39 protein-coding genes are annotated in these 24,618 nt (G+C 57.4%); 23 read left to right on the top strand and 16 right to left on the bottom strand.

What is annotated here, in order from left to right; translation table 11 throughout:
- Position 1 precedes the first annotated feature (1 nt).
- The 9 genes from ACR0NZ_RS16270 to rplO all read right to left on the bottom strand — a co-directional run bounded on the left by ACR0NZ_RS16270 (position 2) and on the right by rplO (position 7,264).
- Positions 2 to 1,387 (bottom strand): trypsin-like peptidase domain-containing protein, encoded by a 1,386-nt coding sequence (locus ACR0NZ_RS16270; protein ID WP_480520339.1) that lies wholly within the window; start codon positions 1,385 to 1,387, stop codon positions 2 to 4.
- Positions 1,388 to 1,452: 65 nt separating this feature from the next.
- Positions 1,453 to 1,860 carry a glycosyltransferase gene (locus ACR0NZ_RS16265; protein WP_480520337.1) on the bottom strand — a complete coding sequence of 136 codons (408 nt, stop codon included), beginning with the start codon at positions 1,858 to 1,860 and terminating at the stop codon, positions 1,453 to 1,455.
- A 110-nt stretch (positions 1,861 to 1,970) separates the two neighbouring features.
- Positions 1,971 to 2,393: a 50S ribosomal protein L17 gene (gene rplQ / locus ACR0NZ_RS16260; RefSeq protein WP_267363765.1), complete on the bottom strand. Its 423-nt coding sequence runs from the start codon at positions 2,391 to 2,393 to the stop codon at positions 1,971 to 1,973.
- A gap of 175 nt (positions 2,394 to 2,568) precedes the next feature.
- The gene (locus ACR0NZ_RS16255; protein ID WP_480474044.1) at positions 2,569 to 3,585 is read right to left on the bottom strand and encodes a DNA-directed RNA polymerase subunit alpha; all 1,017 of its coding nucleotides are present in this window, start codon (positions 3,583 to 3,585) and stop codon (positions 2,569 to 2,571) included.
- Between the two features lie 114 nt (positions 3,586 to 3,699).
- Positions 3,700 to 4,089, bottom strand: a complete 390-nt coding sequence (rpsK, locus tag ACR0NZ_RS16250) for a 30S ribosomal protein S11 (protein WP_170462414.1) — start codon at positions 4,087 to 4,089, stop codon at positions 3,700 to 3,702.
- A gap of 15 nt (positions 4,090 to 4,104) precedes the next feature.
- Complete coding sequence (gene rpsM / locus ACR0NZ_RS16245; RefSeq protein WP_480474045.1) at positions 4,105 to 4,473, bottom strand: 30S ribosomal protein S13; 369 nt, start codon at positions 4,471 to 4,473, stop codon at positions 4,105 to 4,107.
- A gap of 201 nt (positions 4,474 to 4,674) precedes the next feature.
- Complete coding sequence (locus ACR0NZ_RS16240) at positions 4,675 to 5,319, bottom strand: adenylate kinase (RefSeq protein WP_267363761.1); 645 nt, start codon at positions 5,317 to 5,319, stop codon at positions 4,675 to 4,677.
- Positions 5,316 to 6,680, bottom strand: a complete 1,365-nt coding sequence (secY, locus tag ACR0NZ_RS16235; RefSeq protein ID WP_480474046.1) for a preprotein translocase subunit SecY — start codon at positions 6,678 to 6,680, stop codon at positions 5,316 to 5,318. Before secY ends, ACR0NZ_RS16240 begins: the two co-directional genes overlap by 4 nt.
- A gap of 110 nt (positions 6,681 to 6,790) precedes the next feature.
- Complete coding sequence (gene rplO, locus ACR0NZ_RS16230; protein ID WP_480496037.1) at positions 6,791 to 7,264, bottom strand: 50S ribosomal protein L15; 474 nt, start codon at positions 7,262 to 7,264, stop codon at positions 6,791 to 6,793.
- A 320-nt stretch (positions 7,265 to 7,584) separates the two neighbouring features.
- Between rplO and ACR0NZ_RS16225 the strand changes: the two genes are divergently transcribed.
- Positions 7,585 to 8,619, top strand: a complete 1,035-nt coding sequence (locus ACR0NZ_RS16225; RefSeq protein ID WP_480520431.1) for a fatty acid desaturase — start codon at positions 7,585 to 7,587, stop codon at positions 8,617 to 8,619.
- A 121-nt stretch (positions 8,620 to 8,740) separates the two neighbouring features.
- On the opposite strand, the gene ACR0NZ_RS16220 is transcribed toward ACR0NZ_RS16225, so the two are convergent.
- On the bottom strand, positions 8,741 to 8,989 hold the full coding sequence (locus ACR0NZ_RS16220) for a hypothetical protein (protein WP_480520335.1): 249 nt from the start codon (positions 8,987 to 8,989) through the stop codon (positions 8,741 to 8,743).
- Positions 8,990 to 9,115: 126 nt separating this feature from the next.
- Between ACR0NZ_RS16220 and ACR0NZ_RS16215 the strand changes: the two genes are divergently transcribed.
- From ACR0NZ_RS16215 to ACR0NZ_RS16110, 22 genes are all read left to right on the top strand, one after another.
- Positions 9,116 to 9,292 (top strand): hypothetical protein, encoded by a 177-nt coding sequence (locus ACR0NZ_RS16215; protein WP_480520333.1) that lies wholly within the window; start codon positions 9,116 to 9,118, stop codon positions 9,290 to 9,292.
- Positions 9,293 to 9,562: 270 nt separating this feature from the next.
- On the top strand, positions 9,563 to 10,405 hold the full coding sequence (gene rplB / locus ACR0NZ_RS16210; protein WP_480474051.1) for a 50S ribosomal protein L2: 843 nt from the start codon (positions 9,563 to 9,565) through the stop codon (positions 10,403 to 10,405).
- 3 nt (positions 10,406 to 10,408) lie between these two features.
- Positions 10,409 to 10,687 carry a 30S ribosomal protein S19 gene (gene rpsS, locus ACR0NZ_RS16205; RefSeq protein WP_005980699.1) on the top strand — a complete coding sequence of 93 codons (279 nt, stop codon included), beginning with the start codon at positions 10,409 to 10,411 and terminating at the stop codon, positions 10,685 to 10,687.
- Positions 10,688 to 10,690: 3 nt separating this feature from the next.
- Positions 10,691 to 11,071 (top strand): 50S ribosomal protein L22, encoded by a 381-nt coding sequence (gene rplV / locus ACR0NZ_RS16200; protein WP_480520331.1) that lies wholly within the window; start codon positions 10,691 to 10,693, stop codon positions 11,069 to 11,071.
- Complete coding sequence (gene rpsC / locus ACR0NZ_RS16195; RefSeq protein ID WP_209505853.1) at positions 11,071 to 11,781, top strand: 30S ribosomal protein S3; 711 nt, start codon at positions 11,071 to 11,073, stop codon at positions 11,779 to 11,781. Before rplV ends, rpsC begins: the two co-directional genes overlap by 1 nt.
- 12 nt (positions 11,782 to 11,793) lie before the next feature.
- Positions 11,794 to 12,207, top strand: coding sequence for a 50S ribosomal protein L16 (gene rplP, locus ACR0NZ_RS16190; protein WP_267364819.1), 414 nt, complete (start codon positions 11,794 to 11,796; stop codon positions 12,205 to 12,207).
- Positions 12,208 to 12,442: 235 nt separating this feature from the next.
- A complete protein-coding gene (locus tag ACR0NZ_RS16185) occupies positions 12,443 to 13,063 on the top strand; it encodes a 2OG-Fe(II) oxygenase family protein (protein ID WP_480474052.1) in 621 nt (206 codons plus the stop codon).
- A gap of 253 nt (positions 13,064 to 13,316) precedes the next feature.
- A complete protein-coding gene (locus tag ACR0NZ_RS16180; protein WP_480474053.1) occupies positions 13,317 to 13,523 on the top strand; it encodes a cold-shock protein in 207 nt (68 codons plus the stop codon).
- Positions 13,524 to 13,707: 184 nt separating this feature from the next.
- Complete coding sequence (locus ACR0NZ_RS16175) at positions 13,708 to 14,211, top strand: hypothetical protein (protein ID WP_480496043.1); 504 nt, start codon at positions 13,708 to 13,710, stop codon at positions 14,209 to 14,211.
- 202 nt (positions 14,212 to 14,413) lie between these two features.
- Positions 14,414 to 14,620: a 50S ribosomal protein L29 gene (gene rpmC, locus ACR0NZ_RS16170; protein WP_209505847.1), complete on the top strand. Its 207-nt coding sequence runs from the start codon at positions 14,414 to 14,416 to the stop codon at positions 14,618 to 14,620.
- 4 nt (positions 14,621 to 14,624) lie between these two features.
- Positions 14,625 to 14,855, top strand: a complete 231-nt coding sequence (gene rpsQ / locus ACR0NZ_RS16165) for a 30S ribosomal protein S17 (RefSeq protein ID WP_209505845.1) — start codon at positions 14,625 to 14,627, stop codon at positions 14,853 to 14,855.
- A 75-nt stretch (positions 14,856 to 14,930) separates the two neighbouring features.
- Entirely contained in the window at positions 14,931 to 15,299 is a 369-nt protein-coding gene (gene rplN, locus ACR0NZ_RS16160; RefSeq protein WP_480520329.1) for a 50S ribosomal protein L14, read from the top strand.
- A gap of 2 nt (positions 15,300 to 15,301) precedes the next feature.
- Positions 15,302 to 15,613, top strand: a complete 312-nt coding sequence (rplX, locus tag ACR0NZ_RS16155; RefSeq protein WP_480484776.1) for a 50S ribosomal protein L24 — start codon at positions 15,302 to 15,304, stop codon at positions 15,611 to 15,613.
- Positions 15,606 to 16,166 (top strand): 50S ribosomal protein L5, encoded by a 561-nt coding sequence (gene rplE, locus ACR0NZ_RS16150; RefSeq protein ID WP_480484777.1) that lies wholly within the window; start codon positions 15,606 to 15,608, stop codon positions 16,164 to 16,166. Before rplX ends, rplE begins: the two co-directional genes overlap by 8 nt.
- Positions 16,167 to 16,185: 19 nt before the next feature.
- Positions 16,186 to 16,491, top strand: a complete 306-nt coding sequence (gene rpsN, locus ACR0NZ_RS16145) for a 30S ribosomal protein S14 (protein WP_142639784.1) — start codon at positions 16,186 to 16,188, stop codon at positions 16,489 to 16,491.
- Positions 16,492 to 16,504: 13 nt separating this feature from the next.
- Positions 16,505 to 16,897, top strand: a complete 393-nt coding sequence (gene rpsH, locus ACR0NZ_RS16140) for a 30S ribosomal protein S8 (RefSeq protein ID WP_209505841.1) — start codon at positions 16,505 to 16,507, stop codon at positions 16,895 to 16,897.
- Positions 16,898 to 16,908: 11 nt separating this feature from the next.
- Complete coding sequence (gene rplF, locus ACR0NZ_RS16135) at positions 16,909 to 17,442, top strand: 50S ribosomal protein L6 (protein WP_039523384.1); 534 nt, start codon at positions 16,909 to 16,911, stop codon at positions 17,440 to 17,442.
- An 11-nt stretch (positions 17,443 to 17,453) separates the two neighbouring features.
- Positions 17,454 to 17,813, top strand: a complete 360-nt coding sequence (gene rplR / locus ACR0NZ_RS16130) for a 50S ribosomal protein L18 (RefSeq protein ID WP_010437103.1) — start codon at positions 17,454 to 17,456, stop codon at positions 17,811 to 17,813.
- Positions 17,814 to 17,960: 147 nt separating this feature from the next.
- Positions 17,961 to 18,530 (top strand): 30S ribosomal protein S5, encoded by a 570-nt coding sequence (gene rpsE / locus ACR0NZ_RS16125; protein ID WP_480474056.1) that lies wholly within the window; start codon positions 17,961 to 17,963, stop codon positions 18,528 to 18,530.
- Positions 18,531 to 18,542: 12 nt separating this feature from the next.
- On the top strand, positions 18,543 to 18,731 hold the full coding sequence (gene rpmD / locus ACR0NZ_RS16120) for a 50S ribosomal protein L30 (protein ID WP_480496045.1): 189 nt from the start codon (positions 18,543 to 18,545) through the stop codon (positions 18,729 to 18,731).
- A gap of 134 nt (positions 18,732 to 18,865) precedes the next feature.
- Positions 18,866 to 19,693: a VOC family protein gene (locus ACR0NZ_RS16115; RefSeq protein WP_480520327.1), complete on the top strand. Its 828-nt coding sequence runs from the start codon at positions 18,866 to 18,868 to the stop codon at positions 19,691 to 19,693.
- A 247-nt stretch (positions 19,694 to 19,940) separates the two neighbouring features.
- Positions 19,941 to 20,153: a DUF1127 domain-containing protein gene (locus ACR0NZ_RS16110; RefSeq protein ID WP_209505835.1), complete on the top strand. Its 213-nt coding sequence runs from the start codon at positions 19,941 to 19,943 to the stop codon at positions 20,151 to 20,153.
- 281 nt (positions 20,154 to 20,434) lie between these two features.
- Here ACR0NZ_RS16110 and ACR0NZ_RS16105 read toward each other — a convergent pair whose 3' ends face one another.
- The 6 genes from ACR0NZ_RS16105 to ACR0NZ_RS16080 all read right to left on the bottom strand — a co-directional run.
- Complete coding sequence (locus tag ACR0NZ_RS16105; protein WP_170609990.1) at positions 20,435 to 20,731, bottom strand: 50S ribosomal protein L23; 297 nt, start codon at positions 20,729 to 20,731, stop codon at positions 20,435 to 20,437.
- Positions 20,728 to 21,345 (bottom strand): 50S ribosomal protein L4, encoded by a 618-nt coding sequence (gene rplD, locus ACR0NZ_RS16100; RefSeq protein WP_480474058.1) that lies wholly within the window; start codon positions 21,343 to 21,345, stop codon positions 20,728 to 20,730. Before rplD ends, ACR0NZ_RS16105 begins: the two co-directional genes overlap by 4 nt.
- The gene (rplC, locus tag ACR0NZ_RS16095) at positions 21,342 to 22,067 is read right to left on the bottom strand and encodes a 50S ribosomal protein L3 (RefSeq protein WP_171638102.1); all 726 of its coding nucleotides are present in this window, start codon (positions 22,065 to 22,067) and stop codon (positions 21,342 to 21,344) included. The genes rplD and rplC overlap by 4 nt, the downstream gene beginning before the upstream one ends.
- 18 nt (positions 22,068 to 22,085) lie before the next feature.
- Positions 22,086 to 22,400: a 30S ribosomal protein S10 gene (rpsJ, locus tag ACR0NZ_RS16090; protein ID WP_008756422.1), complete on the bottom strand. Its 315-nt coding sequence runs from the start codon at positions 22,398 to 22,400 to the stop codon at positions 22,086 to 22,088.
- 175 nt (positions 22,401 to 22,575) lie between these two features.
- On the bottom strand, positions 22,576 to 24,303 hold the full coding sequence (locus ACR0NZ_RS16085; protein WP_480520325.1) for an amidohydrolase: 1,728 nt from the start codon (positions 24,301 to 24,303) through the stop codon (positions 22,576 to 22,578).
- A 240-nt stretch (positions 24,304 to 24,543) separates the two neighbouring features.
- On the bottom strand, positions 24,544 to 24,618 hold a 75-nt coding region (locus ACR0NZ_RS16080; protein ID WP_203238105.1), incomplete at its 5' end, for an EF-Tu C-terminal domain-related protein.

Raw genomic sequence — 24,618 nt, 5'->3', positions numbered from 1 at the left:
GTTACAGCCGGAACCGCAATGAGACTGACCGGCCACCGCGCAGAAGACCCATCTGCACACGACGACCCGGATCTGTCAGCGCATTCTCTACATCCCCAGGACGTTCGATGTCATTGGAATTGATGCTTTCAAGAATATCCCCCGATCGCAAACCCGCGCGTCCACCATAGGGACCGGGATCAACAACAACGACACCTGTCTGGGACAGTGGCAAGCCCATATCAGAGATCACCGCAGGGTTGACGCGGGACACCACCAGCCCCGGCAGGACAGTGTCTTCATCCAATGTCGTCTCTTCAGCCGCCGGGACTTCGGGCGCTTTGATCAGTGCCACCTCAACCTCTTCGCTCTGGGTGCCACGCAGCCGTGTCAGAACCGATGTTCCCCCAACCCCTGCGACAGACATGCGAAACTTCATCTCGGCAGGTGAGTTCACTTCGTCCCCGTCCACATGGGTCACGACATCCCCCACCTTAAGCCCCGCCTCGCGCAGCGGGCTAAGGTCATGCAGGTCCGAGATGACAACACCCAGTGGGATGGCAAGACCAAGGGATTCAGCAATATCCGCGCTCATATGCTGACCGGTCATGCCTGCCCAAGGGCTGACAAAACTGTCATTGCCCTGCTGTGCCTGTTTCAGGAACTCGGCCACAAGATTTGCGGGGATGGCAAAACCGATGCCATTCGACCCGCCCGAGCGTGTCAGAATAGACGTGTTGATCCCGATCAGGTCCCCGTTCATATCAATCAGCGCACCGCCGGAATTCCCCGGATTGATCGCTGCATCTGTCTGAATGAAATACCCGCGCGCATTGCCCGTCGCCGTTCCTGTACGCGCCAAGCCCGAGATGATACCAGAGGACACCGTCTGCCCCACCCCGAACGGGTTGCCGATGGCAAGGGCCAGTTCGCCAACCTCGACCTGATCGGAATCGCGCAGGGTCAGGTAGGGCAGATCTTGCGCCTCCTCCAGACGCAGGATCGCAATATCGCTTTCTTCGTGCCCCAGTACGACCGTGGCAGAAAACTCGCGCCGATCGGTTGTCACGACCCTGATCTCGGTCGCCGAGCCTACAACATGGTAGTTGGACACAACGTAACCATCTTCAGACAGGATGACCCCGGAGCCCAGCGAGTTCTGAACCCGCGGCTGCGGTGTTCCCAGGCTGCCGCCGAAGAAATCCCGAAAGAACGGGTCCGAATAAAACGGGCTGGCCCGCCCCTGCCGCACGATCTTGGCGTAGATATTCACCACCGCAGGCGAGGCCTTTTTGACCACCGGAGCAAAGCCCAGAGAGATTTCGGACTGTGATTGCGGGACGCGGGTTTCGGCAAATGCTGGCAGGGCCATGACAAGCATAAGAGCGATAAAGGATGCGCGGATCATGGGGGCTCCGGATTTGATTATCCTTGGGATATGCGGGGCAAAGGCGATAAATGCAAGCCGCGCGCTCAGCTTCGGCGGCGCAGGAACTTGAGCCCGGACCAATCGGCGTCAACCGCGCAAACCTGCACGTCGACCCAGCCCAGCGGCAGGATTTCATTGCGCAGCATATCCTCGGTCACACCTGCGTGCAGGGGCGAAGATTTCTTGGCCCAGGAGACCCACAGCATTCCTCCGGGCCGTATGTGGGCGATTTGCTCAGCGGCCATTTCGGCGATCTGGTCCGGGTGGTTCAGGAACATGTGAACCGCATCCGCGAGATCGGCTACGGGGTCGAACAGAACACCGTCGGCACCCGCTGTCAGGTTGGGATAATGGGCCGGAGCGTTGAGCGTGCGGACCGCATATCCGGGTTTGAAACCCAGTTTCGCCCAGAGCGGTTTGCCCGAGTATCCAGTTGCAGGTTTATTTGTCATAACGGTTTGAACTTAATGGACAAACCACATGATGACAATTGGCTGGCTGAGGCACAAAAAAAGCCTGCCCGATTGCTCGGGCAGGCGCATTAGGTCGATGACCTTAGTGCTTATTCTTCGGCTGCGGCTTCTTCGGCGGCAGTACGGGCTTTGTCCGCGGCGCCTTTGGCATCAACATCGCGATCGACGAATTCGATGATCGCCATCGGAGCCATGTCACCATAGCGGAAGCCGGCTTTCAGGATGCGGACGTAACCGCCCTGACGCTCGGCATAGCGGGGGCCCAGAACTTCGAACAGCTTGGCGACGTCTTTGTCTTCTTTCAGCTGTGCTGCGGCCTGACGGCGGGCGTGCAGGTCGCCGCGCTTGCCCAGGGTGATCAGCTTTTCGATGATCGGGCGCAGTTCTTTTGCCTTGGGCAGAGTTGTCTTGATCTGCTCATGTTCGATGAGCGAGCCAGCCATGTTTGCAAACAGAGCCTTGCGGTGCTCATGAGTACGGTTCAGGCGGCGGTAACCACGTGCGTGACGCATTTTTCAATTCCTTCTTTCGCGTTTTGCTTTGTCCGGCCTCCGATGCGTGTCAGAGGCTCACCTTGGGGCGGGATTGCCCGGATTGTACGTTTTGTACCGGCTTTCAGACCCCATTGGCCCGAAATGTACAAAACCTGCGACGGCAGGTGGACCCCGCCGCCGCAGCCGAAGATGCTTAGAATGCGTCTTCGAATTTCTTTGCCAGATCTTCGATGTTGTCGGGCGGCCAATCCTCGACATCCATGCCGAGGTGCAGACCCATGCCGGACAGCACTTCCTTGATCTCGTTCAGCGACTTGCGGCCGAAGTTCGGGGTGCGCAGCATCTCGGCTTCGGTCTTCTGGATCAGGTCGCCGATATAGACGATGTTGTCGTTCTTCAGGCAGTTTGCCGAACGGACCGACAGTTCCAGCTCGTCCACTTTCTTCAACAGCAGCGGGTTGAACTCCAGACCATCGTCTTCGTCCTGACGGTTTGCCGATTCCGGCTCGTCGAAGTTGACGAAGATCGACAACTGATCCTGCAGGATGCGCGCGGCGTAGGCCAGTGCGTCATCGGGAGTGATCGAACCGTCGGTATCGATCTTCAGGGTCAGCTTGTCATAGTCCAGAACCTGACCTTCGCGGGTCGGCTGCACGTCATAGGCGACTTTCTTGACCGGCGAATAGATCGCGTCGATCGGGATCAGGCCGATGGGCGCATCTTCCGGCTTGTTCTTTTCGGCCGAAACGTAACCCTTACCGGTGTTGACGGTCAGCTCCATGAACAGGTCGGCGCCGTCGTCCAGGTGACAGATGACGTGATCGCGGTTCAGAACCTCGATACCTGCGCTTTCGCTGATGTCACCTGCGGTAACGATTGCCGGACCTTTGGCATTGATCGACAGGCGCTTGGGGCCTTCGACTTCCATGCGCAGGGCAACCTGCTTGAGGTTCAGGATGATGTCGGTGACGTCTTCGCGCACGCCTGCAACCGAGGAGAACTCGTGCAGGACGTTGTCGATCTGGACGCTGGTGATGGCCGCGCCTTGCAGCGAGCTCATCAGGACGCGACGCAGGGCGTTGCCCAGGGTCAGACCAAAACCACGCTCCAGCGGTTCGGCAACCAGAGTCGCCTGACGCGCAGGGTCGTTGCCCGGCTTGGCTTCCAGCTGGGTCGGCTTGATCAATTCTGCCCAATTCTTGTGGATCATGTAATCCCTCCATTCCTGCCCGCGCCCCATGACCAACAAGGTGCAGACGCCCGAGGTTCAAAATGACGTGCTGGGGCCGTGTAAAAACACAGCCCCAGCTTAATTTCAGATCGCTTAGACGCGACGACGCTTCGGCGGACGGCAGCCGTTGTGAGCAATCGGGGTCACGTCACGGATCGACGTGATGTTGAAGCCCACGGCAGCCAGTGCGCGCAGAGCCGACTCACGACCCGAACCGGGGCCCTGAACTTCGACTTCCAGCGTCTTGACGCCATGTTCCTGCGCTTTCTTGCCTGCGTCTTCCGCAGCCATCTGCGCGGCATACGGGGTAGATTTCCGCGATCCCTTGAAGCCCATGGTACCGGCAGACGACCACGAGATGGCGTTGCCCTGTACGTCCGAGATCAGGATCTTGGTGTTGTTGAAGGTCGAGTTCACATGGGCAACGCCCGATGCGATGTTCTTGCGCTCTTTGCGCTTGATGCGAGTCTTATCGCGTGCCATCAGTCAGACCCTCCCTTATTTCTTCTTACCGGCAATGGCCTTTGCGGGGCCTTTGCGGGTACGAGCGTTGGTGTGGGTACGCTGACCGCGAACCGGCAGGTTGCGGCGGTGACGCAGACCGCGATAGCAGCCCAGGTCCATCAGACGCTTGACGTTCATCTGAACTTCGCGACGCAGGTCACCTTCGACGGTGTAGTTGGCGTCGATATGTTCGCGGATGGCCAGAACTTCGGCATCCGACAGTTCATTGACGCGGCGGTGCGATTCAATGCCCACGGCTTCGCAGATCGCGTTGGCCGAGGTGTTGCCGATACCGGTGATATATGTGAGGGCGATTGGAACCCGCTTTGCAGTCGGGATGTTTACGCCGGCAATACGTGCCACGTGTCACTTTCCTTTTTGTTGCGGTTCCGTAACTCCGGAACCTTTTTTCACAACACTTTACCGTGGCAGTGACGCCAGAGGGTCCAGTATTATTCGAGGTGGTCGGGTCAATTGGGACGAATCCCGCATGCAGTCTTGATTCCCTTTAGGGATGGGGGTCGATATGGGCTTTTGGTGGGGCCGTCAAGCCCCAACTTTCGGTCAACCCAGTATCGCCTCGATCGACGCGGTGACTTCCTTGATATCCGCCAGCCCATTCACCGGACGCAGATCGCCCTTGGCGTAGTAATAGCCAATCAGCGGCGACGTCTTCTTGTAGTATTCCATCAGGCGCGTGCGCAGGCTGTCTTCGTTGTCGTCGGCGCGGCGTTGGAAATCATTTTCCTTGCCGCAATTGGTGCATTTACCATCTGCCGGGATCGGTTTGGTGTTGTCGTTATAGACCTCACCACAGCCACCACAGGTCGAACGCGCCGTGATCCGGCCCACCAGCGCGTCGTCATCAACGCGCATCTCGATCACGGTGTGCAGCGACTGGCCCAGCTTGGCCAGCAAAGCGGCCAGAGCATCGGCCTGCGCCAGTGTGCGGGGAAAGCCGTCAAAGATGAAACCGGCCCCTGTTTCGGTGGTCAGTTTCTCTTCGATCAGGCCGATCACGATTTCATCGGTGACCAGCTTGCCCGCGTCCATGATCGCCGCAACCTTCCGGCCCATCTCGGTGCCCGAGGTCTTGGCTTCGCGCAGCATGTCGCCCGTGCTGAGCTGCACCATGCCACGTGTTTCCACCAGGTGACGGGCCTGCGTTCCTTTCCCAGCCCCCGGGGGGCCCAACAGAATGATATTCATCGACGAGAGGGTCCCTTCCTGCCGCGTTTCTTGCTTTTGCCGCGCAGTTGAGACTTTTCGATAAGCCCTTCGTATTGATGCGCCAGAAGATGGCTCTGAACCTGCTGGATCGTATCCATGGTCACGGAGACGATAATCAGAACCGAGGTGCCGCCGAAATAGAACGGGATGGCAAACTGGTTGCGCAGAATCTCGGGCAGCAGGCAGACCAGTGCCAGATAGGCCGACCCCAGAACCAGCACGCGGTTGACCACGTATTCCAGATACTCGGCGGTTTTCTTGCCCGGACGGATACCGGGCACGAACCCGTTCTGCTTTTTCAGGTTGTCCGCCACATCATCCGGTTTGAACGACACGTTGAACGTGTAGAAATATGCAAAGAACACGATCATCGACGCGAAGAACAGCAGATACAGCGGCTGTCCGGGGCCGAAATTGGCCAGCAGCCACGACATGACCGGCCCATTTGCCGCGCCCGACGAGAAGGTCGAGATCGTCACCGGCAGCAGCAGCAGCGAGCTGGCAAAGATCGCCGGGATCACGCCCGCGGGGTTGACCTTGACCGGCAGGTGGCTGGAGCCGCCTTCGTAGATTTTCATCCCGGCCTGACGGCGCGGGTACTGAATATGGATCTTTCGCAGCGCCCGTTCCATGAAGACCACGAACATGATGACGGCAATCACCATCACGATCACGCCAACGATCACGGCGGGGCTGATTGCGCCCGAACGGCCCGACGCGAAGAACTGCGCCAAGGCGGCGGGGACCTCGGCGATGATGCCGACGAAAATGATCAGAGAGATACCGTTGCCGATGCCGCGTGCGGTGATCTGCTCACCCAGCCACATCAGGAACATGGTGCCGCCGACCAGTGTGATCATGGTCGACATGCGGAAATACAGCCCCGGATCGGTCGCCAGATCGCCCGATTCCAGCGAAACGGCCAGACCATAGGCCTGGACGGTGGCCAGCGCCACGGTGCCGAAACGGGTGTATTGGTTGATCTTCTTGCGGCCCTGCTCGCCCTCTTTCTTGAGCTGTTCGAGCGCGGGAACCATCGACGTCAGCAGCTGCACGATGATCGAGGCCGAGATATAGGGCATGATGCCAAGGGCAAAGATGCCCATTCGGCCAAGCGCCCCGCCCGTAAACATCGAAACCATGCCGCCGATGCCCTGCCCCGCCTGTTCCATGAACTCGCGCAATGCTGCTCCGTCGATCCCCGGCACCGGAATGAAGGTGCCCAGACGATAGACGATCAGCAAACCCAGCGTGAACAGGATGCGGTTGCGCAGATCGGTGGCCTTGCCAAGGGCAGCCCAGCTTGTGTTGGCTGCCATTTGTTCTGCTGCTGATACCATAAAGTCGGTCTCTCTTATGCAAACGCCGCCCGGAACCGTTTTCCGGCTCGGACGGCGTCTTGGAAAACTCTGAAGTCTATGTAAGCGGGTCTTTGCCCGCTCACAAGCGCTTACTCTGCCGCAGCGGCTTTTGTGACTTTCAGTGAACCGCCCGCTTTTTCAACTGCCTCGACAGCAGCTTTCGACGCACCGGTCACTTCCAGATCAACCTTGGCGCTGATCTCGCCTTTGGCCAGAACGCGGATACCGTCCAGCTTGCGGCGGACCAGACCGGACGCAACCAGAGCGTCTTCGGTGATCGCGGCCTTGGCGTCCAGCTTGCCGGCTTCGACGAATTTCTGGATCAGGCCCAGGTTGATGACGGCGAATTCCTTGCGGTTGGGCTTGTTGAAGCCACGCTTGGGCAGACGCTGGTACAAGGGCATCTGACCGCCTTCATAGCCATTGATGGCCACACCCGAGCGGGATTTCTGGCCTTTGATACCACGGCCACCCATTTTACCTTTGCCGGAACCCGGACCACGGCCAACGCGGGTGCGTTTTGGGGCGGCGCCAGGATTGTCGCGCAATTCGTTCAGTTTCATTTCGCTTCTCCTAAGCCGGATATGACCCCCGAAGCGTGATGGGCCAAACACGGCATTTCTTGGTTTTGATTCTCGCGGCCAAAAAGCCACCGCAGGCGTATAGGCCCGATGATCCCCCTTGGCAAGCCTGTAGATCGCCAGCCGCTTGGCCTGATCGGCCAAAGCCCCGGGACCGGCCCCGCAAGGTGAACCCAAAAGGACACCTTCACCGGGGTCTGTCCGAAAATTGAGCACGAAATATGGCGATTTTGGCAAATATCGCTTGCCATGACCGGGCGGTAGTCTATCCGGATTGCCACAAACAAGAACTTGGCAGGCGCATGACTGAAACCACTCTCTCGACCCGGAAACAGCCGGAGACTACCGCTGCACGTGACTGGGTAACAACGCTTGCCAAATATCGCGAACCCGACCAGCTGCGCAGCGCGTTTGAACTGGGCGTCAGTATCATCCCCTTCTTCGCGCTTTGGGCCTTGTCCTGGATGTCGCTGTCGGTCAGCTATTGGCTGGCTTTTGCGATTTCCGTTCTCAACGCGGCCTTTCTGTTGCGCCTGTTTGCCATCCAGCATGATTGCGGGCACGGCGCGTTCTTCAAGAACCGCACGGTCAGCGACTGGGTTGGACGCACGATCGGAGTTCTGACGCTGACACCGTATGATGTCTGGCGCCGCACGCATTCCACACATCACAACAGTTCCGGCAATCTGGGCAAGCGCGGGATGGGCGATATCCACACCCTGACCGTGGCCGAATATCAGGCGAAAACCCCGATGAACCGGTTCTGGTATCGTGTGTATCGAAACCCGATCACCCTTTTTGTCTTTGGCCCCGGTTATCTGTTCCTGTTTCAGAACCGCCTTCCACTGGGCCTGACCGACAGCGTCCGGTTCTGGGTCAGCGCGATGGCCACCAATCTTGCCATTCTGGTTGCGCTTGTGGCCATCTACTATTTTGGCGGGCTGATGCCGATGGTTCTGATCTTCCTGCCCTCGACCCTGATTGCCGCCACCGCCGGGGTATGGCTGTTCTATGTGCAACACCAGTTCGAGGACACGCATTGGGACGCCGATGAAGACTGGCAGTTGCACGAAGCGGCGCTGCACGGAAGCTCTCATTATATATTGCCGTCCGTGTTGCAGTGGTTCACCGCCAATATCGGTATCCACCACGTGCATCACCTCTACAGCCGCATTCCGTTCTATCGCCTGACCGAAGTGCTGCGCGACCATGATGAACTGGCCAACAGCAACCGGATGACCATCCGCGAAAGCCTCGCCAACGCGCGGCTGCATTTGTGGGATGAGCAAAGCCGCCGTCTGCTGTCCTTTGCCGAGGCCCGCGCGCTTTATGGGTGAGGAATTCGTTCAACGGCTCTGAACGCCGGAAAGAAAACTTCGAAAAAGCAGGAGTTCTTTTACTTAGATGAGTTTCTGCTGGGAGCCCAGACTGTATGAAAAGAACTAAGCTGGATGACATTCAGCTTCGTCTTTCCTCGCCTGCGGCATACCTACCTAAATCATCAATTGCCTCGAGAAACGCCTGACGGATTTCGGTTTGACTGAAACCATGATCCCACAACTCCGTCATCGTGTCGTGCATGATGTGTGTTAGTGGATTTACAGGTTTGCTTGGGTCCGCGTCACACAGTTCGCGGCAAATCACTGCAAAGCTCTGCGCTGTGTCAATTGCGCGCGAGTTCCAAATAGTCTCGTTATCCAGTTCCATAACGCTCTCTCTTGAGTACGAACACAACTCTAGCTATCTCAAGCCCAGTAACGCCAGAGCGAATGACTGCTCTGTCCCGCATTGCGGTCATTGCCCCTAGAGTTTGATGCGGATAGTGTCATTCTCATGAAATATATCCCCAAAGAAACGACAGATGACGCCCTTATTAAAGAGTTCCTAGATAAGGGAGGCAAAGTCAGCGTCGGAAAAACCAAACCTGCACGCGTTGAGCTGGGTTTAAGCAACAACGTTTGGAACAACAAGCTGACCAAGGACGAGAAGGCCGCGCGCGACAAAAAGTGATCGTGCAGGAGCGGATCGTCTTTCGCGCTCTTAAACGCCGAAACGTGCGTGTGCAGGCTTTCTGATATGTGCTAAGAGAATGTGCTTTATCCTATAGACACCCACCGCCAACACTGCTAAACGCTCCCAATCTTGCGGCCTCGGATTCGTTCCGGGGCCTTAGATATTTTGCAACCGGGGACCTTCGGGGCCCTATACCTTTGGCACCTACGGGGGCCTATCACATAGCGGGGGACCTCCCCTGCACTTGCTAAACGGAAGACAGAAAGCATGGCACTCAAGTCGTACAAGCCGACGACGCCGGGCCAGCGCGGGCTGGTGCTGATCGACCGTTCGGAGCTTTGGAAAGGACGTCCGGTCAAGTCTCTCACAGAGGGTTTGACCAAATCGGGCGGCCGGAACAACACCGGACGGATCACTTCACGCCGCCGCGGCGGTGGCGCAAAGCGTCTCTACCGGATCGTTGACTTCAAACGGAACAAATTTGATGTCGCGGCAACCGTCGAGCGGATCGAATATGACCCGAACCGGACCGCGTTCATCGCACTGGTAAAATACGAAGACGGCGAGCAGGCGTATATCCTGGCTCCGCAGCGTCTGGCTGTTGGTGACAAGGTCATCGCGTCGGCAAAGGCCGATATCAAGCCGGGCAACGCAATGCCGTTCTCGGGCATGCCCATCGGTACCATCGTCCACAACATCGAGATGAAGCCTGGCAAAGGCGGTCAGATCGCACGTGCGGCCGGTACTTACGCGCAATTCGTGGGCCGCGATGGCGGCTACGCTCAGATCCGTCTGAGCTCGGGCGAGCTGCGCATGGTCCGTCAGGAATGCATGGCCACCATCGGTGCCGTGTCCAACCCCGACAACAGCAACCAGAACATCGGTAAAGCCGGTCGTATGCGCCACAAGGGCGTGCGTCCGTCGGTTCGTGGTGTTGCTATGAACCCGATCGACCACCCGCATGGTGGTGGTGAGGGTCGTACCTCGGGTGGCCGTACGCCGGTTACGCCGTGGGGTAAGGACACCAAGGGTAAGCGTACCCGCAACAAGAACAAAGCGTCCCAGAAGCTGATCATCCGCTCGCGGCACGCCAAGAAGAAGGGACGTTAATCCATGTCTCGCTCTGTTTGGAAGGGTCCTTTCGTCGATGCTTACGTGCTGAAAAAAGCCGAAGCAGCGCGCGAGTCGGGCCGCAACGAAGTTATCAAGATCTGGTCGCGTCGTTCCACCATCCTGCCCCAGTTCGTGGGTCTGACCTTTGGTGTGTACAACGGCCAGAAGCATATCCCGGTAAACGTCTCGGAAGACATGATCGGTCAGAAGTTCGGTGAATACTCGCCGACCCGGACCTATTATGGCCACGCCGCAGACAAAAAAGCGAAGCGGAAGTAAGTCATGGGCAAGGAAAAGAACCCCCGCCGCGTGGCTGAAAACGAAGCAATGGCGAAAACGCGCATGCTTCGCACCAGCCCGCAGAAACTGAACCTGATAGCAGCTATGATCCGCGGCAAGAAAGTCGAGAAGGCCCTGACCGACCTGACTTTCTCGAACAAGCGTGTCGCGCAGGACGTCAAGAAGTGCCTGCAGTCCGCAATCGCGAATGCCGAAAACAACCACAACCTGGACGTTGACGAGCTGATCGTCGCCGAAGCCTGGGTTGGCAAGAACCTGGTCATGAAGCGCGGTCGCCCGCGTGCCCGTGGCCGTTTCGGCAAGATCATGAAGCCGTTCTCGGAGATCACCATCAAGGTGCGTCAAGTTGAGGAGCAAGCCTAATGGGACATAAAGTCAATCCGATCGGCATGCGCCTTCAGGTCAACCGCACCTGGGACAGCCGCTGGTACGCAGATACCAAGGACTACGGTGATCTTCTGCTGGAAGACCTCAAGATCCGTGAGTTCATCCAGAAAGAGTGCAAGCAGGCCGGTGTTGCCCGTGTGATCATCGAACGTCCGCACAAGAAGTGCCGCGTTACGATCCACACCGCACGTCCGGGTGTCATCATCGGCAAGAAAGGTGCGGACATCGAAGTCCTGCGCAAGAAGCTGGCTGCGATGACCGACAGCGAACTGCACCTGAACATCGTCGAAGTGCGCAAGCCCGAACTTGACGGTCAACTGGTTGCCGAGTCGATCGCTCAGCAGCTGGAACGCCGTGTTTCGTTCCGCCGCGCGATGAAGCGTGCCGTACAGAACGCTATGCGCATGGGCGCCCTGGGTATCCGGGTGAACGTCGCTGGCCGTCTGGGTGGTGCCGAAATCGCACGGACCGAATGGTACCGCGAAGGCCGTGTGCCGCTGCACACGCTGCGCGCCGACATCGATTACGCACATGCCGAAGCGATGACCCCCTACGGGATCATCGGGATCAAGGTCTGGATCTTCAAAGGGGAGATCATGGAGCACGATCCGCAGGCACGTGACCGTAAAGCACAGGAACTCCAGGACGGCCCTGCACCTCGTGGTGCTGGTGGCGGTCGTCGCTAAGGAGGGAAAGATATGCTTCAACCAAAGCGTACAAAATTCCGCAAGTTGCACAAAGGCCGGATCAAGGGCGAAGCCAAGGGCGGCTCTGATCTGAACTTTGGCACCTACGGCTTGAAAGCGATTGAGCCTGAGCGTGTAACCGCACGCCAGATCGAGGCTGCACGTCGTGCCATGACGCGTCACATGAAGCGTCAGGGCCGTGTCTGGATCCGCATCTTCCCCGACACTCCGGTCACGGCAAAGCCGATCGAAGTTCGTATGGGTAAAGGTAAGGGTTCGGTCGACCGCTGGGTTTGCAAGGTCAAGCCCGGTCGCGTGATGTTCGAGATCGACGGCGTCAATGACGACATCGCCCGCGAGGCCCTGCGCCTGGCTGCGATGAAGCTGCCGATCAAGACCCGCGTCGTGGTTCGCGAAGACTGGTAAGCGATCCGGGGCACCCCCGCTCGTGACTAGATTGACCCCCGTCGAAACATCGGCGGGGGTTTTTCTTTAGGGGGCTCTGCCCCCGCCGCGCGTGCCGCGCGCCTCCCCCGGGATATTTTGGGCCAGATGAAGCAGGGGATCCGTTCTTCATCTGGCTGCAAATATCCCGGAGCGCGAGGCAGAGCCTCGCAAAACAGCCATCGCCTTCACCGCGCGGCTGGTTTAAGACAGCCCCATGCCACAGATTGAATCACTCTTCGTCACCCGCCTCTATCGTGCCTCTTTGTCCGAGTTTGGTCCCCCGATCGATGCGGAGGAGTTGGAAAGCTCGTGCCTTGTCATCGCCGAGGATGACGAGGCCGGTCAGGACTGGTGCGAAGAAAACGGCTATCCCGGTTACACCAGCTATGCTTCGCTGACCGACCTGCCCTGGCGGTTTCCGATATTCGCCGATCTGGTCAAGGCGCTGGACAGCCATGTGGCGGCTTTTGCCAAGGATCTGGAGTTTGATCTGGGTGAGGGTAAGCTGAAGCTGGAAGACCTGTGGATCAACATCCTGCCCGAGGGTGGCATGCATTCCAGCCATCTGCACCCGCACAGTGTGATTTCCGGCACCACCTATGTGGCGATGCCCGAAGGCGCGAGCGCGCTGAAGCTGGAAGACCCCCGCTCAGGTCGCATGATGGCCGCGCCGACGCGGCTGAAAGGCGGGCGGCGCGATTTGCAGCCCTTCATCTATGTGAAGCCGCAGGTGGGCGATGTCCTGCTGTGGGAAAGCTGGCTGCGCCACGAAGTGCCGATGAACATGGCCGAGGAAGAGCGGATATCAGTGAGTTTCAACTATAAGTGGGAATGAGCATCAGCTCATTGCACGGTAGTTGTTCAGTGTAGCGTTTGCGAGACGAACGGGCGGCCCCCTACCAATCACGATTCACAAAGAGTTTTCGATAACACTTGCAATATGTGCCGACATGGACCATGTGAGGCACGCTTACGTTTTTCTTTTTCGACCACTGTCTCCCGATATTCGGCGTTCAGTCTCTCGATCCAGACCGACCACGCCGCGCTGTCGCAATTCCGCGGACAGCAATTATTTGGAGAATACGGATATGGCCAATGGCACCGTAAAATGGTTCAACACAACTAAAGGTTTTGGCTTCATCGCACCGGAGACCGGTGGCAAAGACGTGTTTGTACACATCTCTGCTGTCGAACGCTCGGGTCTGACCGGTCTGGCCGACAACCAGAAAGTAACATTCGACATCGAGCCCGGCCGTGACGGCCGCGAGTCGGCTGTGAACATCGCTCTGGCGTAAGTCGCCCAGACTTAGACAGTTGCAGACGCGGTCTCGTGCAAACGGGGCCGCGTTTTTCGTAAAAGCGAAATTGAGCCATCTGATCTCAATCATTCCATTGGGTTCAGACACACGATAGAATCCAAACTATGCACCCGCCCGTCATGTTGAGGTGTATTGTTCAGGATTTGGTCAGGCATTTACGATGCAAGCCCTATTCTCATTCGTTCTGGTTGCGACAATTGCCTGCACGACAAGTGCTGTGGGGCAAGTTGCGAACCCGCACCGCATATACGAAGACAGCTGTGCCGGATGCCACGCCCCCCATTCCGGTGATTTCGTTTGGGATGAGCTTGGTGTATCAGATGGCGTGCTGGTCGGAGCCCGGTCCGGACGGGCGGTCGAAAATTACCTGCGCTCCGGTCATGGCGGGGTGACTACGGACAAGGCCGAGGTACTGCTTGCTCATTTCCGGATTATCCGGGACTCGGGCGGTGTCTTCATCGAGAAATGCCGTATTTGCCATGTGACCGCCGTGGAGCTTGCGCGAAACAATCTGATCCTTGACGAAGGGAAGCTGACGGGGCGATATACCGGGCGTGACATCGGAGCGTTCCTGGACGGTCATGGCCGTCTTTCGCCGGAAGAGGTTTCCGAGATGCTGTCCGTATTGACCAGAGTGGCAAATAGCCAGGGTCTGACACGGTGACACAAGCGGGTTTTTGATTTCGGGAAATTCCCTGTTCCCGCATGGCAAACTTTCCCTTGCCACCCCACCCCTAACCCCCTATAGAGCGGCATCTTGCGGTCTCCCGGCGTTGTCGGGCGATTCGTATGTCTATCATTCATCCACCAGGTCAAAGGTGACCCGAGTACGGGGCCTTCTGGTGTTTTGAGCAAAGGAAAAGGCGATGAACGCCCAAGAACTGCGTGACAAGACCCCTGATCAGCTCCGCGAGGAACTGGTCAACCTGAAGAAAGAAAGCTTTAACCTGCGCTTTCAACAGGCAACCGGTCAGCTGGAAAACACTGCTGGCATCAAAGCGGCCCGCCGCAACGCTGCCCGCGTCAAAACCATCCTGAACGAAAAGGCCGCTGCTGCGGCATCCGAGGAGTAATCAGATGCCCAAGCGTATCCTGCAAGGCACCGTGACCAGCGACGCCAACGAACAGACCATCACCGTGCTGGTCGAGCGCCGTTTCAAGCACCCGCTGCTGCACAAAACCGTTCGTAAGTCCAAGAAATACCGGGCTCATGACGAAAAGAACGCCTTCAAGGTCGGCGACTCTGTACGCATCATCGAATGCGCGCCGAAATCGAAGACGAAACGTTGGGAAGTTCTGGAAGCGTAAGCTTCCGGGATTTTTCATTTGTCGAAACCCTGGGGGATTTAATCAGACCAGCCCCCACAGGTCGGGAGAAACCACATGATCCAGATGCAGACCAATCTGGATGTCGCTGACAACTCTGGCGCACGCCGAGTTCAGTGCATCAAGGTCCTGGGTGGTTCCAAGCGTAAATACGCCTCCGTTGGCGACATCATTGTCGTCTCGGTGAAGGAATCCATCCCGCGCGGCCGCGTAAAGAAAGGTGACGTCCGTAAGGCCGTCGTCGTACGCACCGCCAAGGAAGTCCGTCGCGAAGACGGCACCGCGATCCGTTTCGATCGCAACGCCGCCGTCATCTTGAACAACAACAACGAGCCCGTAGGTACCCGTATCTTTGGCCCCGTTGTTCGTGAACTGCGCGCGAAGAACTTCATGAAAATCATCTCGCTGGCTCCGGAGGTGCTGTAATCATGGCTGCTAAACTCCGCAAAGGCGACAAGGTCGTCGTGCTGTCCGGCAAGGACAAGGGCAAAGAGGGAACTATCACCTCGGTTGACCCCAAAGCCGGCAAAGCTGTGGTCGATGGCATCAACATCGCCATCCGCCACACCCGCCAGTCGCAAACCTCGCAAGGCGGCCGCCTGCCCAAAGCTCTGCCGGTCGATCTTTCGAACCTGGCACTGCTGGACAAGAACGGCAAAGCAACCCGCGTTGGCTTCCGCGTGGAAGGCGACAAGAAAGTTCGCTTCGCCAAGACCACAGGGGACGTGATCGATGCTTGATAACGCAACCTACACCCCGCGTCTGAAAGCGCAGTACGCCGAGACCATCCGTGCCGCTCTGAAAGAAGAGTTCGGCTACAAGAACGACATGCAGCTGCCCAAGCTGGAAAAAATCGTTCTGAACATCGGCTGTGGTGCCGAGGCCGTCAAAGACTCGAAGAAAGCGAAAGCTGCTGTCGAGGATCTGACTGCAATTGCCGGTCAACAGGCCGTTTCAACCAAGGCGAAGAAGTCGATCGCGGGTTTCCGCGTCCGGGAAGACATGCCGCTGGGTGCGAAAGTGACCCTGCGCGGTGACCGGATGTACGAATTCCTGGATCGTCTGATCACGATCGCAATGCCGCGTATTCGTGACTTCCGCGGTGTTAAGCCTTCTTTCGACGGTCGTGGCAACTTTGCCATGGGCATGAAAGAGCACATCGTGTTCCCGGAAATCGACTTCGACAAGGTCGACGAGGTCTGGGGCCTGGATATCGTAATTGCCACCACAGCGAAAACCGACGCTGAAGCAAAGGCATTGTTGAAAGCATTCAACATGCCGTTCAACGCGTAAGCGCCGGGAGGATTGAGACATGGCTAAAAAAGCAATGATCGAACGCGAAAAGAAGCGCGAACGCCTGGTGGCCAAATATGCCGCAAAGCGTGCCGAGCTGAAAGAAATCGCGAATGACGAGAGCAAGCCGATGGAAGAGCGTTTCAAAGCGCGTCTGAAACTGGCGAAACTGCCGCGCAACAGCTCGGCTACCCGTCTGCACAACCGTTGTCAGCTGACCGGTCGTCCCCACGCTTACTACCGTAAGCTGAAGGTCAGCCGTATCATGCTGCGCGAGCTGGGTTCTGCTGGTCAGATCCCCGGCATGGTGAAATCGAGCTGGTAAGGGAGACATAGATATGAATGATCCTATCGGCGATATGCTCACCCGTATCCGCAACGCGCAAATGCGCGGCAAATCCACCGTATCCACTCCGGCGTCAAAGCTGCGTGTTTGGGTTCTGGACGTGCTGGCGGACGAAGGCTACATCCGTGGCTATGAAAAGACGACCGGCGAAAACGGTCATCCGGCCATCGAAATCAGCCTGAAATACTACGAAGGCACTCCTGTCATTCGCGAACTGAAGCGGGTTTCGAAACCCGGTCGCCGCGTATACATGGGCGTCAATGACATCCCGCAGGTCCGTCAGGGTCTGGGCGTGTCGATTGTCAGCACTCCGAAAGGTGTGATGTCGGACGCAAACGCTCGCTCCAACAATGTTGGCGGCGAAGTGCTCTGCACCGTCTTCTAAGGAGGTCTGCAATGTCTCGTATTGGTAAAAAACCGGTCGAGCTGCCCAGCGGCGTAACCGCCTCTGTGTCGGGTCAGACCATCGAAGTCAAAGGTCCGAAAGGCACCCGCAGCTTCACCGCCACCGACGACGTGACGCTGTCGGTTGAAGACAACGTGGTCAAGATCGACCCTCGCGGCATGTCCAAGCGTGCCCGCCAGCAGTGGGGCATGAGCCGCACCATGGTTGCCAACCTGGTAACCGGTGTGACTGAAGGCTTCAAAAAAGAGCTGGAGATCCAGGGTGTTGGTTACCGGGCGCAGATGCAGGGCAACACCCTGAAGCTGAACCTGGGCTATAGCCACGATGTTGATTTCACGGCTCCGGAAGGTGTCACCATCACCGCACCGAAGCAGACCGAAATCGTTGTGGAAGGTATCGACCAGCAGCTGGTGGGCGAAACCGCGGCCAAAATCCGCGAGTGGCGCCGCCCCGAGCCGTACAAAGGCAAGGGCATCCGCTATAAGGGCGAGTTCATCTTCCGCAAGGAAGGCAAGAAGAAGTAAGGACGCAGACAATGGCAAACAGCAAAAGAACCCTGTTTCTGAAGCGCCGCCTGCGCGTTCGGAACAAACTTCGCAAGGTCAACGCGGGTCGTCCGCGCCTGTCCGTACACCGTTCGAACAAGAACATCTCTGTTCAGCTGATCGACGACGTACGTGGCGTGACCCTGGCCTCGGCCTCGACCCTGGAAAAAGATCTGGGTGTTGTTGGCAAGAACAACGTCGAAGCGGCGACGAAAGTCGGCGCGGCCATCGCCGAGCGTGCCAAGAAGGCAGGCGTCGAAGAGGCCTATTTCGATCGTGGCGGCTTCCTGTTCCACGGCAAAGTGAAGGCTGTCGCCGACGCTGCGCGTGAAGGTGGCCTGAAGATCTGATGGTGTGCCGGGCTTCAGCCCGGCACCGGCACTTTGAAGGCGGGTCCGCCCGCCTCGATGATCGGGGAGCCCCAGAATGTCATTCACGGGTTCACTTCGATTGAGTAATTGGCGCCGCAAGCGCCTCTAGAGGAAAAGGGATGCCAAATGGCAGAACGTGAAAACCGTCGGGGCCGTGGCCGCGACCGTGAAGAAACACCGGAATTTGCAGATCGCCTGGTCGCAATCAACCGCGTGTCGAAAACCGTAAAAGGTGGTAAGCGCTTTGGCTTCGCCGCTCTGGTGGTTGTCGGCGATCAGAAAGGCCGCGTCGGCTTTGGCAAGGGTAAAGCGAAAGAAGTACCTGAGGCCATCCGCAAGGCGACTGAGCAAGCCAAGCGTCAGATGATCCGCGTGCAGCTGCGCGAAGGTCGGACCCTGCACCACGACATCGAGGGCCGTCACGGCGCCGGTAAAGTGGTTATGCGCGCCGCGCCTGAAGGTACCGGTATCATCGCCGGTGGTCCGATGCGTGCCGTGTTCGAAATGCTGGGCGTCAAGGACGTTGTGTCCAAGTCGCTGGGCTCGCAGAACCCGTACAACATGATCCGCGCCACCATCGACGGCCTGCAGAAAGAGCAGAGCCCGCGTTCGGTTGCTGCACGTCGTGGCAAAAAGGTTGCTGACATCCTGCCCAAGCGGGACGAAGCACCGGCTGCTGCTGAAGCAGAAGCATAAGGAGAGCACGTCATGGCAAAAACCATCGTCGTCAAACAGGTCGGTTCGCCGATCCGTCGCCCCGCCGAACAGCGCGCAACCCTGATCGGCCTGGGCCTGAACAAGATGCACAGAACCCGTGAGCTGGAGGATACTCCTTCGGTGCGCGGCATGATCCGCAAGATCCCGCATCTGGTTGAGATCGTCGAAGAGCGCGGTTAAGCCCGCCTTCATCGGAAAGAACAAAAACGCCTCCGGTCAATTCGGGGGCGTTTTTTGTTGGCACTTCAGCTTCTTGGGGATTCCTTCCTCCAACCCGGATCTCAGGAGCGGCGTGTTCTGATTGATCTGTATCAATGACCAAATGGGTTGTGATGAACTACCCAGCGTGTTCCACGCAGGAGGTTCTTGAAGTGAGTGCGGATAAGACAGGACGGATCGTATGGCATGACCTCTTTACGCCTGATCTGAACGCTTCCGAGGCTTTCTATGGCCGTGTAGCGTTGTGGGATTTCATTAAGGAAAGCACCGAAGACTATGTCTGGGGTCGGGGAAAAGGGGAATTCACTCTTGCTCTTCTGAATGGGGAGGCCGGAAGTGGATTGACCAAAACTCCAGCGGGTTTTGATGCCGGCTGGCTTCCCTATTTCGAAGTTCCCGATGTTGACAAGTATTCAAAGCGTGCCGAGAAGCTGGGCGCGCACATCATTCGACGCCCCTTTGATGTGCCCGGCGTTGGGCGAAACTGCCTATTGTTGGACCCCTTGGGAGCCAGGTTTGGCATTTCCGTTTCACAACACGATTACCCGATACCTACACAACAGTTCACAACAGAGGTTTATCTGAGCGAAAGCCCGGAGTTTCCAGTCGAATTCTACCAATCGTTGTTTGACCGAACATCTTCGAAGACGGATGGCACGGGCGCGGCCGGGCCAGGTCAGTGGCTTACACATATTCCTGTGGTTGCTTCACCAGATATAAAGATACGTGAAAGATGCGCCTGGCTACCTGGAATTAAGGTCACCGCTATCGAGGATGCGGTACGTGATGCTTTGACGCTTGGAGCGTCCGAAGTGCGTGTTCGATCACGGCAAAGCGCGCAGCATGCACCGCGTGTGTTTCGTGATCCGACGGGACTTTATTTTGCATTTCAGCAGGTGGGTCCGGTATTGGGAACAAACTGAAAGTCGCTGCAAACCGCAGATGGCCATCGCGTCAATCTGCAGGTCAACTGCAAAATCCATGCCAATAGGAACAGGAACCAGGCTACGAGCAATCCAACCAGCGAAAGTTATTCGCCGCATGCATACCGGCTAGACCAAAATCTGCGTTGTTAGCGATAGCAAACGCTCCTATCTCTGCCTTGTCCAATGAAGGAACTCAAAAGGAAACGTCAGGGAATACGCCCTGATACGAGAAAGGAATACAGAGATGACAACTGCGACACTGACCCATACCGGCTTCAACTTCGGCACCCGGATCGCTGACATGATCACACGGATCAAAACAGCCCGCGCTCGTGCTGCTGAGTATCAACGCACCTATACCGAGTTGCAGCGTCTGAGCAACCGTGAGCTGGACGATATCGGCATCCGCCGCTGCGACATCGCAGATATCGCGCACCGGCACGTATATTGCTCATAACCACGCACACAATTAAAACGACCCAAAGGCGCCTTAACGGCGCCTTTTCTATATCCGTTGCAGGCTCTGCCCCGCTTGCAGGCCGCTCAGAGGCCGCCAGAGGGTGCGATGGCTGTTGAGGCGGCCAATGAGCCCGAAACGTCAGAACCGCCCTGAGGCGACCGCTGGAGGGCGTGTGACCGCCCTGCCCTGACGCGCGTCCCCAGCTTCGACGCCTGAAACGAAATCGGCCCCGGCGGAGTGATCCACCGGGGCCGTAAAGTGTCGCTGTAAGCGTCGGATCAGAGACCGGTGCTTACGTCGATTGTGTTACCCTCTTCCAGGGTCACATATGCTTTCTTGACGTCCTTCCGACGGCCCAGCTGGCCGCGGAACCGCTTGACCTTGCCTTTGGTCACGGTGGTGTTCACCGCCTTGACCTTCACACCAAACAGCGCCTCAACGGCCTCTTTGATCTGCGGCTTGTTGCTTTCGATCGCCACTTCAAAGACAACCGCGCCATTTTCGGACGCCATGGTCGACTTTTCGGTGATGATCGGCTTGCGGATCACGTCGTAGTGTTCTGCCTTCGCGCTCATTTCAGACGAGCCTCCAGTGCTTCGACAGCCGCTTTGGTGAGCACCAGGGTGTCACGCTTGAGGATGTCATAAACGTTTGCACCCATCGACGGCAGGATATCCAGACCTTCGATGTTGCGCGACGCCTTCAGGAACCCTTCGTTCACGGTCGCGCCGTCGATGACCAGAGCGCGTTTCCAGCCCAGGTTTGCAACCTGTTTGGCCAGTGCGGCGGTCTTGCCTTCGGCTTCGGCGTTCTCGATCACAACCAGTTCACCTGCTTTGGCTTTTGCCGACAGAGCATGGCGCAGGCCAAGCTTACGGAACTTCTTCGGCAGGTCGTGGCCGTGCGAACGAGGGGTCGGGCCCTTGTAAACACCACCCTTGCGGAAGATCGGTGCGTTACGGTCACCATGGCGTGCGCCACCGGTGCCTTTCTGGCGATAGATCTTCTTGGTCGAGTAGCTGGTTTCCGAGCGGGTCTTGACCTTGTGGGTGCCGGCCTGCGCATTGTTGCGCTGCCAACGGACCACACGGTGCAGGATGTCCGCGCGCGGCTCGAGGCCGAACAGGTCTGCATCCAGCTCGATGTCGCCGGCCTTGCCGCCGTCCAGTTTGATTACATCAAGTTTCATGCTTCACCACCTTCCGCGGATACTTCTTCCGCAGGTGCTTCGGTTGCAGCCGATTTCACAGCAGCCGGGAAAGGCAGGCCTTCCGGTGCTTTCTTCTTCACGGCGTCCTTGACGGTGACCCAGCCCGATTTCGGCCCGGGAACGGCGCCTTTGATGAAGACCAGACCACGGTCGGCGTCGGTTTTGACAACCTCGAGGTTCTGGGTGGTAACACGGGCAGCACCCATGTGACCGGCCATCTTCTTGCCTTTGAACACCTTGCCCGGATCCTGACACTGACCGGTCGAACCGTGCGAACGGTGGCTGATCGACACACCGTGCGAGGCGCGCAGACCACCGAAGTTGTGGCGCTTCATCGCACCGGCAAAGCCTTTACCGATCGAGGTGCCCGAAACGTCAACCTTCTGACCGGCCAGGAAATGCTCTGCCGAGATTTCGGCACCCACTTCGATCAGGCCATCTTCGGAGACGCGGAACTCGGCCAGCTTACGCTTGGGCTCGACCTTGGCAGCGGCATAGTGGCCGCGCATGGCCTTCGAGGTGCGTTTTGCCTTGGCAGCACCAGCGCCCAGCTGAACGGCGGTGTAGCCGTCTTTTTCAGCGGTCCGCTGTGCTACAACCTGCAGGTTGTCCAGGTGAAGAACGGTCACAGGGATCTGCTTGCCGTCTTCCATGAACAGGCGGGTCATGCCAACTTTTTTTGCGATAATACCAGAGCGCATAATCTATACCCTCCGATCTTACGACTGCAGCTTGATCTCGACATCCACACCAGCAGCCAGGTCGAGCTTCATCAGCGCGTCCACAGTCTGGGGGGTCGGATCAACGATGTCGAGCAGACGCTTGTGCGTGCGGATCTCGAACTGGTCGCGGGATTTCTTGTCAACGTGAGGGCCACGGAGAACCGTGAACTTCTCGATCTTGTTCGGCAGCGGGATCGGGCCGCGCACATTCGCGCCGGTCCGCTTGGCAGTGTTGACGATCTCTTGCGTGCTGGCATCCAGAACGCGATAGTCAAATGCCTTCAGCCGAATACGGATATTTTGGCTTTGCATAATAACAGCCTTTTATCAGGCGTTGAGGTTGAGAGGAGGACAGACGCGCATCGCCAACCCTCATCGAACCCAAAAGGCGGGAATCATCCCGCCTTGATGTTCTTGTTGAGAACCTGCGCGTATTAGTGGGGTTGGCGGGGTTTGGCAAGGGGCAAACGTCACAAAGAACACCGTTTTATTCGCCGCCAGACACGCCATTGGTTAGCCATGCGTCTTCTACCTTCATCCCTTGGTAAACCGCATGCAGATACAGATGGGCAATCACAGGATCATTTGAGAACGGCGAGTAATCCAATTTGCCCTCTCGGACACCCACTTCGGCTTCATAAACAATCTCGTCGCCCTTCACGGTTACAAGCACTTCTAGTTCCGCCAGTGTTTCTGGGTCAACGGATGTGGGGTCGTCTGACAGGATCACGAAATCCGCAACTTTGCCAACCTCAATGGACCCCTTTTCATCTTCCTCGAAATGCTGCCAAGCGGGCCAGATTGTCATGGCTTTCAAGGCAGTCATAACATCGACCCTCTGATGCGGCCCCAAAATATCTCCAGAGCGTGTGCGTCGAGTAACCGTCGCAGCAAGAACACGCATGCTATCTGGAAAGGCCACCGGGGCATCGTGGTGTGTGCCAAACATCATGTCCCGCTCGAGCAGCCATCCTGTGGGTGAGATATTGTCTGCATTGACCGGCCCAACGGTGTGATCACGATGCCAATCCCCCCAGTAAAACGTGTGCATCGGGAAAAGCGATGGGAATACGCCGAGGCGTTTAAAACTCGCAACCTGATCCTCTCTTAGAAACTGACCGTGGATCAGAACCGGACGATTCCCCGGGTCGCCATACTTCATCTGTGCCTCTTCGAGAGCTGCTATCAGCATGTCAGAAGCCCCTTCCCCGTTAGAGTGCACAAGGATTTGGAACCCATTTTCGTAACACCAATTAACGGCGTCCTGTAGCTGCTCCATCGTAATAGCAGCATACCCTGAATAACCGGCGGAGTAGCTTCCGACTGGATCATAATAGGGCCGATCCCTCAAAGCCGTGAAACCCTGAGGCGAGCCGTCAATCGTTAGCTTGCAGCCCCCGACCCGAACCCGGTCGTCGTAGTTCTTGGAGGTGTTTGCACCTATATATTCCCTGGCCCCAAGAACATCCGGGAAGGCTACCACGTCAATTGGGAGCCCATCTTCGGCGGCAACTTTCTTGAGAACGTCAACAATTTCTCCTGAGGTTCGGCCTTCTTGTCCGGTCGTGTATCCAAACTGTGCCCAAAGTTCGGTTCCAGCTTTGGCAAATGCCGCCAGGCCTTCTTCACCCAGATTTCCCAACATGGGCACAAGGACCGAAAAGAACGCATACTCTTCCAGAACACCGTTTGGCTCACCGGCGTCATCGCGTTGAATCACTCCGCCCGGAGGGGCTTTTGAAGCGGCTGTGATGCCTGCCAACTCTAGAGCTTTCGAGTTTGCTACTCCCAAATGCCCGGACTGATGAACGATAACGACCGGCAAGTCCTCAGACACAATGTCCAGTTCTTGTCGCGTAGGGTGGCGCAGTTCCTTTAATTGAGCATTGTCGTAACCAAAGCCGATGATCATTTTGACCTGTTCAACGGCTTGCGCATTTTCGTCGGCCCAGTCAGTCAACGTGGCTTGCAGACTGGCGATATCAACGACTTTCCCATCAGGCGGCGCAAGAAGGTTGGCGGACAATGCCTGCACCCCCCCCATGACCACATGACCGTGGCTATCTACAAAACCCGGAAGCATCGCGCGGCCTTCCAGGTCAAACGTTTCGGTTTCTTCACCGCGATGCATCGACAAATCAGACAACGAACCCACAGCAAGAACGCGTCCGTCTTTGACTGCGACCGCTTCAGCGGACGGAGCCTTATCGTTCATCGTTAACACAGGCCCTCCGAGATAAATCCTGTCCGCGATCTGCTGTGCGGACGCTGATGTGGATAAATAAACAAGTGCAGCAACTAGACCAACTGAACGCGCCAATAAGTGCATGCTGTGACCTCTTTCTAATTGTGATGCCTCAATATGAGAGAAGTAGCATTACAATCAGCTTAGGCAAAAACGAAAAAAGGGCGTCCCGAGGGAAGCCCTTTTCGTTGGTTCATTCGCTTGTGCGAATTATTCAGTAATCTTCGACACGACGCCGGCGCCGACGGTGCGGCCGCCTTCGCGGATGGCGAAGCGCAGGCCCTG

This window comes from Ruegeria sp. AE3 (genome assembly GCF_056542225.1).
This window is presented reverse-complemented; position numbering and strand designations above follow the sequence as displayed.

Excerpts from the sequence above, each read along its gene's own strand:
- rpmC (WP_209505847.1), top strand. The coding sequence starts at position 14,414 with ATGAACGCCCAAGAACTGCGTGACAAGACCCCTGATCAGCTCCGCGAG.
- rplR (WP_010437103.1), top strand. The coding sequence starts at position 17,454 with ATGGCAAACAGCAAAAGAACCCTGTTTCTGAAGCGCCGCCTGCGCGTT.
- ACR0NZ_RS16175 (WP_480496043.1), top strand. The coding sequence starts at position 13,708 with ATGCAAGCCCTATTCTCATTCGTTCTGGTTGCGACAATTGCCTGCACG.
- rplP (WP_267364819.1), top strand. The coding sequence starts at position 11,794 with ATGCTTCAACCAAAGCGTACAAAATTCCGCAAGTTGCACAAAGGCCGG.
- rplE (WP_480484777.1), top strand. The coding sequence starts at position 15,606 with ATGCTTGATAACGCAACCTACACCCCGCGTCTGAAAGCGCAGTACGCC.
- ACR0NZ_RS16110 (WP_209505835.1), top strand. The coding sequence starts at position 19,941 with ATGACAACTGCGACACTGACCCATACCGGCTTCAACTTCGGCACCCGG.
- rplV (WP_480520331.1), top strand. The coding sequence starts at position 10,691 with ATGGGCAAGGAAAAGAACCCCCGCCGCGTGGCTGAAAACGAAGCAATG.
- ACR0NZ_RS16185 (WP_480474052.1), top strand. The coding sequence starts at position 12,443 with ATGCCACAGATTGAATCACTCTTCGTCACCCGCCTCTATCGTGCCTCT.
- rplB (WP_480474051.1), top strand. The coding sequence starts at position 9,563 with ATGGCACTCAAGTCGTACAAGCCGACGACGCCGGGCCAGCGCGGGCTG.
- ACR0NZ_RS16180 (WP_480474053.1), top strand. The coding sequence starts at position 13,317 with ATGGCCAATGGCACCGTAAAATGGTTCAACACAACTAAAGGTTTTGGC.
- rpsQ (WP_209505845.1), top strand. The coding sequence starts at position 14,625 with ATGCCCAAGCGTATCCTGCAAGGCACCGTGACCAGCGACGCCAACGAA.
- rplC (WP_171638102.1), bottom strand. The coding sequence starts at position 22,067 with ATGCGCTCTGGTATTATCGCAAAAAAAGTTGGCATGACCCGCCTGTTC.
- ACR0NZ_RS16255 (WP_480474044.1), bottom strand. The coding sequence starts at position 3,585 with ATGATCCACAAGAATTGGGCAGAATTGATCAAGCCGACCCAGCTGGAA.
- rpsS (WP_005980699.1), top strand. The coding sequence starts at position 10,409 with ATGTCTCGCTCTGTTTGGAAGGGTCCTTTCGTCGATGCTTACGTGCTG.
- ACR0NZ_RS16085 (WP_480520325.1), bottom strand. The coding sequence starts at position 24,303 with ATGAACGATAAGGCTCCGTCCGCTGAAGCGGTCGCAGTCAAAGACGGA.
- rpsC (WP_209505853.1), top strand. The coding sequence starts at position 11,071 with ATGGGACATAAAGTCAATCCGATCGGCATGCGCCTTCAGGTCAACCGC.
- ACR0NZ_RS16215 (WP_480520333.1), top strand. The coding sequence starts at position 9,116 with ATGAAATATATCCCCAAAGAAACGACAGATGACGCCCTTATTAAAGAG.
- rpsE (WP_480474056.1), top strand. The coding sequence starts at position 17,961 with ATGGCAGAACGTGAAAACCGTCGGGGCCGTGGCCGCGACCGTGAAGAA.
- ACR0NZ_RS16220 (WP_480520335.1), bottom strand. The coding sequence starts at position 8,989 with ATGGAACTGGATAACGAGACTATTTGGAACTCGCGCGCAATTGACACA.
- ACR0NZ_RS16270 (WP_480520339.1), bottom strand. The coding sequence starts at position 1,387 with ATGATCCGCGCATCCTTTATCGCTCTTATGCTTGTCATGGCCCTGCCA.
- ACR0NZ_RS16115 (WP_480520327.1), top strand. The coding sequence starts at position 18,866 with ATGACCAAATGGGTTGTGATGAACTACCCAGCGTGTTCCACGCAGGAG.
- rpmD (WP_480496045.1), top strand. The coding sequence starts at position 18,543 with ATGGCAAAAACCATCGTCGTCAAACAGGTCGGTTCGCCGATCCGTCGC.
- rplQ (WP_267363765.1), bottom strand. The coding sequence starts at position 2,393 with ATGCGTCACGCACGTGGTTACCGCCGCCTGAACCGTACTCATGAGCAC.
- secY (WP_480474046.1), bottom strand. The coding sequence starts at position 6,680 with ATGGTATCAGCAGCAGAACAAATGGCAGCCAACACAAGCTGGGCTGCC.
- rpsJ (WP_008756422.1), bottom strand. The coding sequence starts at position 22,400 with ATGCAAAGCCAAAATATCCGTATTCGGCTGAAGGCATTTGACTATCGC.
- ACR0NZ_RS16225 (WP_480520431.1), top strand. The coding sequence starts at position 7,585 with ATGACTGAAACCACTCTCTCGACCCGGAAACAGCCGGAGACTACCGCT.
- rplN (WP_480520329.1), top strand. The coding sequence starts at position 14,931 with ATGATCCAGATGCAGACCAATCTGGATGTCGCTGACAACTCTGGCGCA.
- rplO (WP_480496037.1), bottom strand. The coding sequence starts at position 7,264 with ATGAAACTGAACGAATTGCGCGACAATCCTGGCGCCGCCCCAAAACGC.
- rpsK (WP_170462414.1), bottom strand. The coding sequence starts at position 4,089 with ATGGCACGCGATAAGACTCGCATCAAGCGCAAAGAGCGCAAGAACATC.
- rplF (WP_039523384.1), top strand. The coding sequence starts at position 16,909 with ATGTCTCGTATTGGTAAAAAACCGGTCGAGCTGCCCAGCGGCGTAACC.
- rplX (WP_480484776.1), top strand. The coding sequence starts at position 15,302 with ATGGCTGCTAAACTCCGCAAAGGCGACAAGGTCGTCGTGCTGTCCGGC.
- ACR0NZ_RS16240 (WP_267363761.1), bottom strand. The coding sequence starts at position 5,319 with ATGAATATCATTCTGTTGGGCCCCCCGGGGGCTGGGAAAGGAACGCAG.
- rplD (WP_480474058.1), bottom strand. The coding sequence starts at position 21,345 with ATGAAACTTGATGTAATCAAACTGGACGGCGGCAAGGCCGGCGACATC.
- rpsN (WP_142639784.1), top strand. The coding sequence starts at position 16,186 with ATGGCTAAAAAAGCAATGATCGAACGCGAAAAGAAGCGCGAACGCCTG.
- ACR0NZ_RS16265 (WP_480520337.1), bottom strand. The coding sequence starts at position 1,860 with ATGACAAATAAACCTGCAACTGGATACTCGGGCAAACCGCTCTGGGCG.
- rpsH (WP_209505841.1), top strand. The coding sequence starts at position 16,505 with ATGAATGATCCTATCGGCGATATGCTCACCCGTATCCGCAACGCGCAA.
- ACR0NZ_RS16105 (WP_170609990.1), bottom strand. The coding sequence starts at position 20,731 with ATGAGCGCGAAGGCAGAACACTACGACGTGATCCGCAAGCCGATCATC.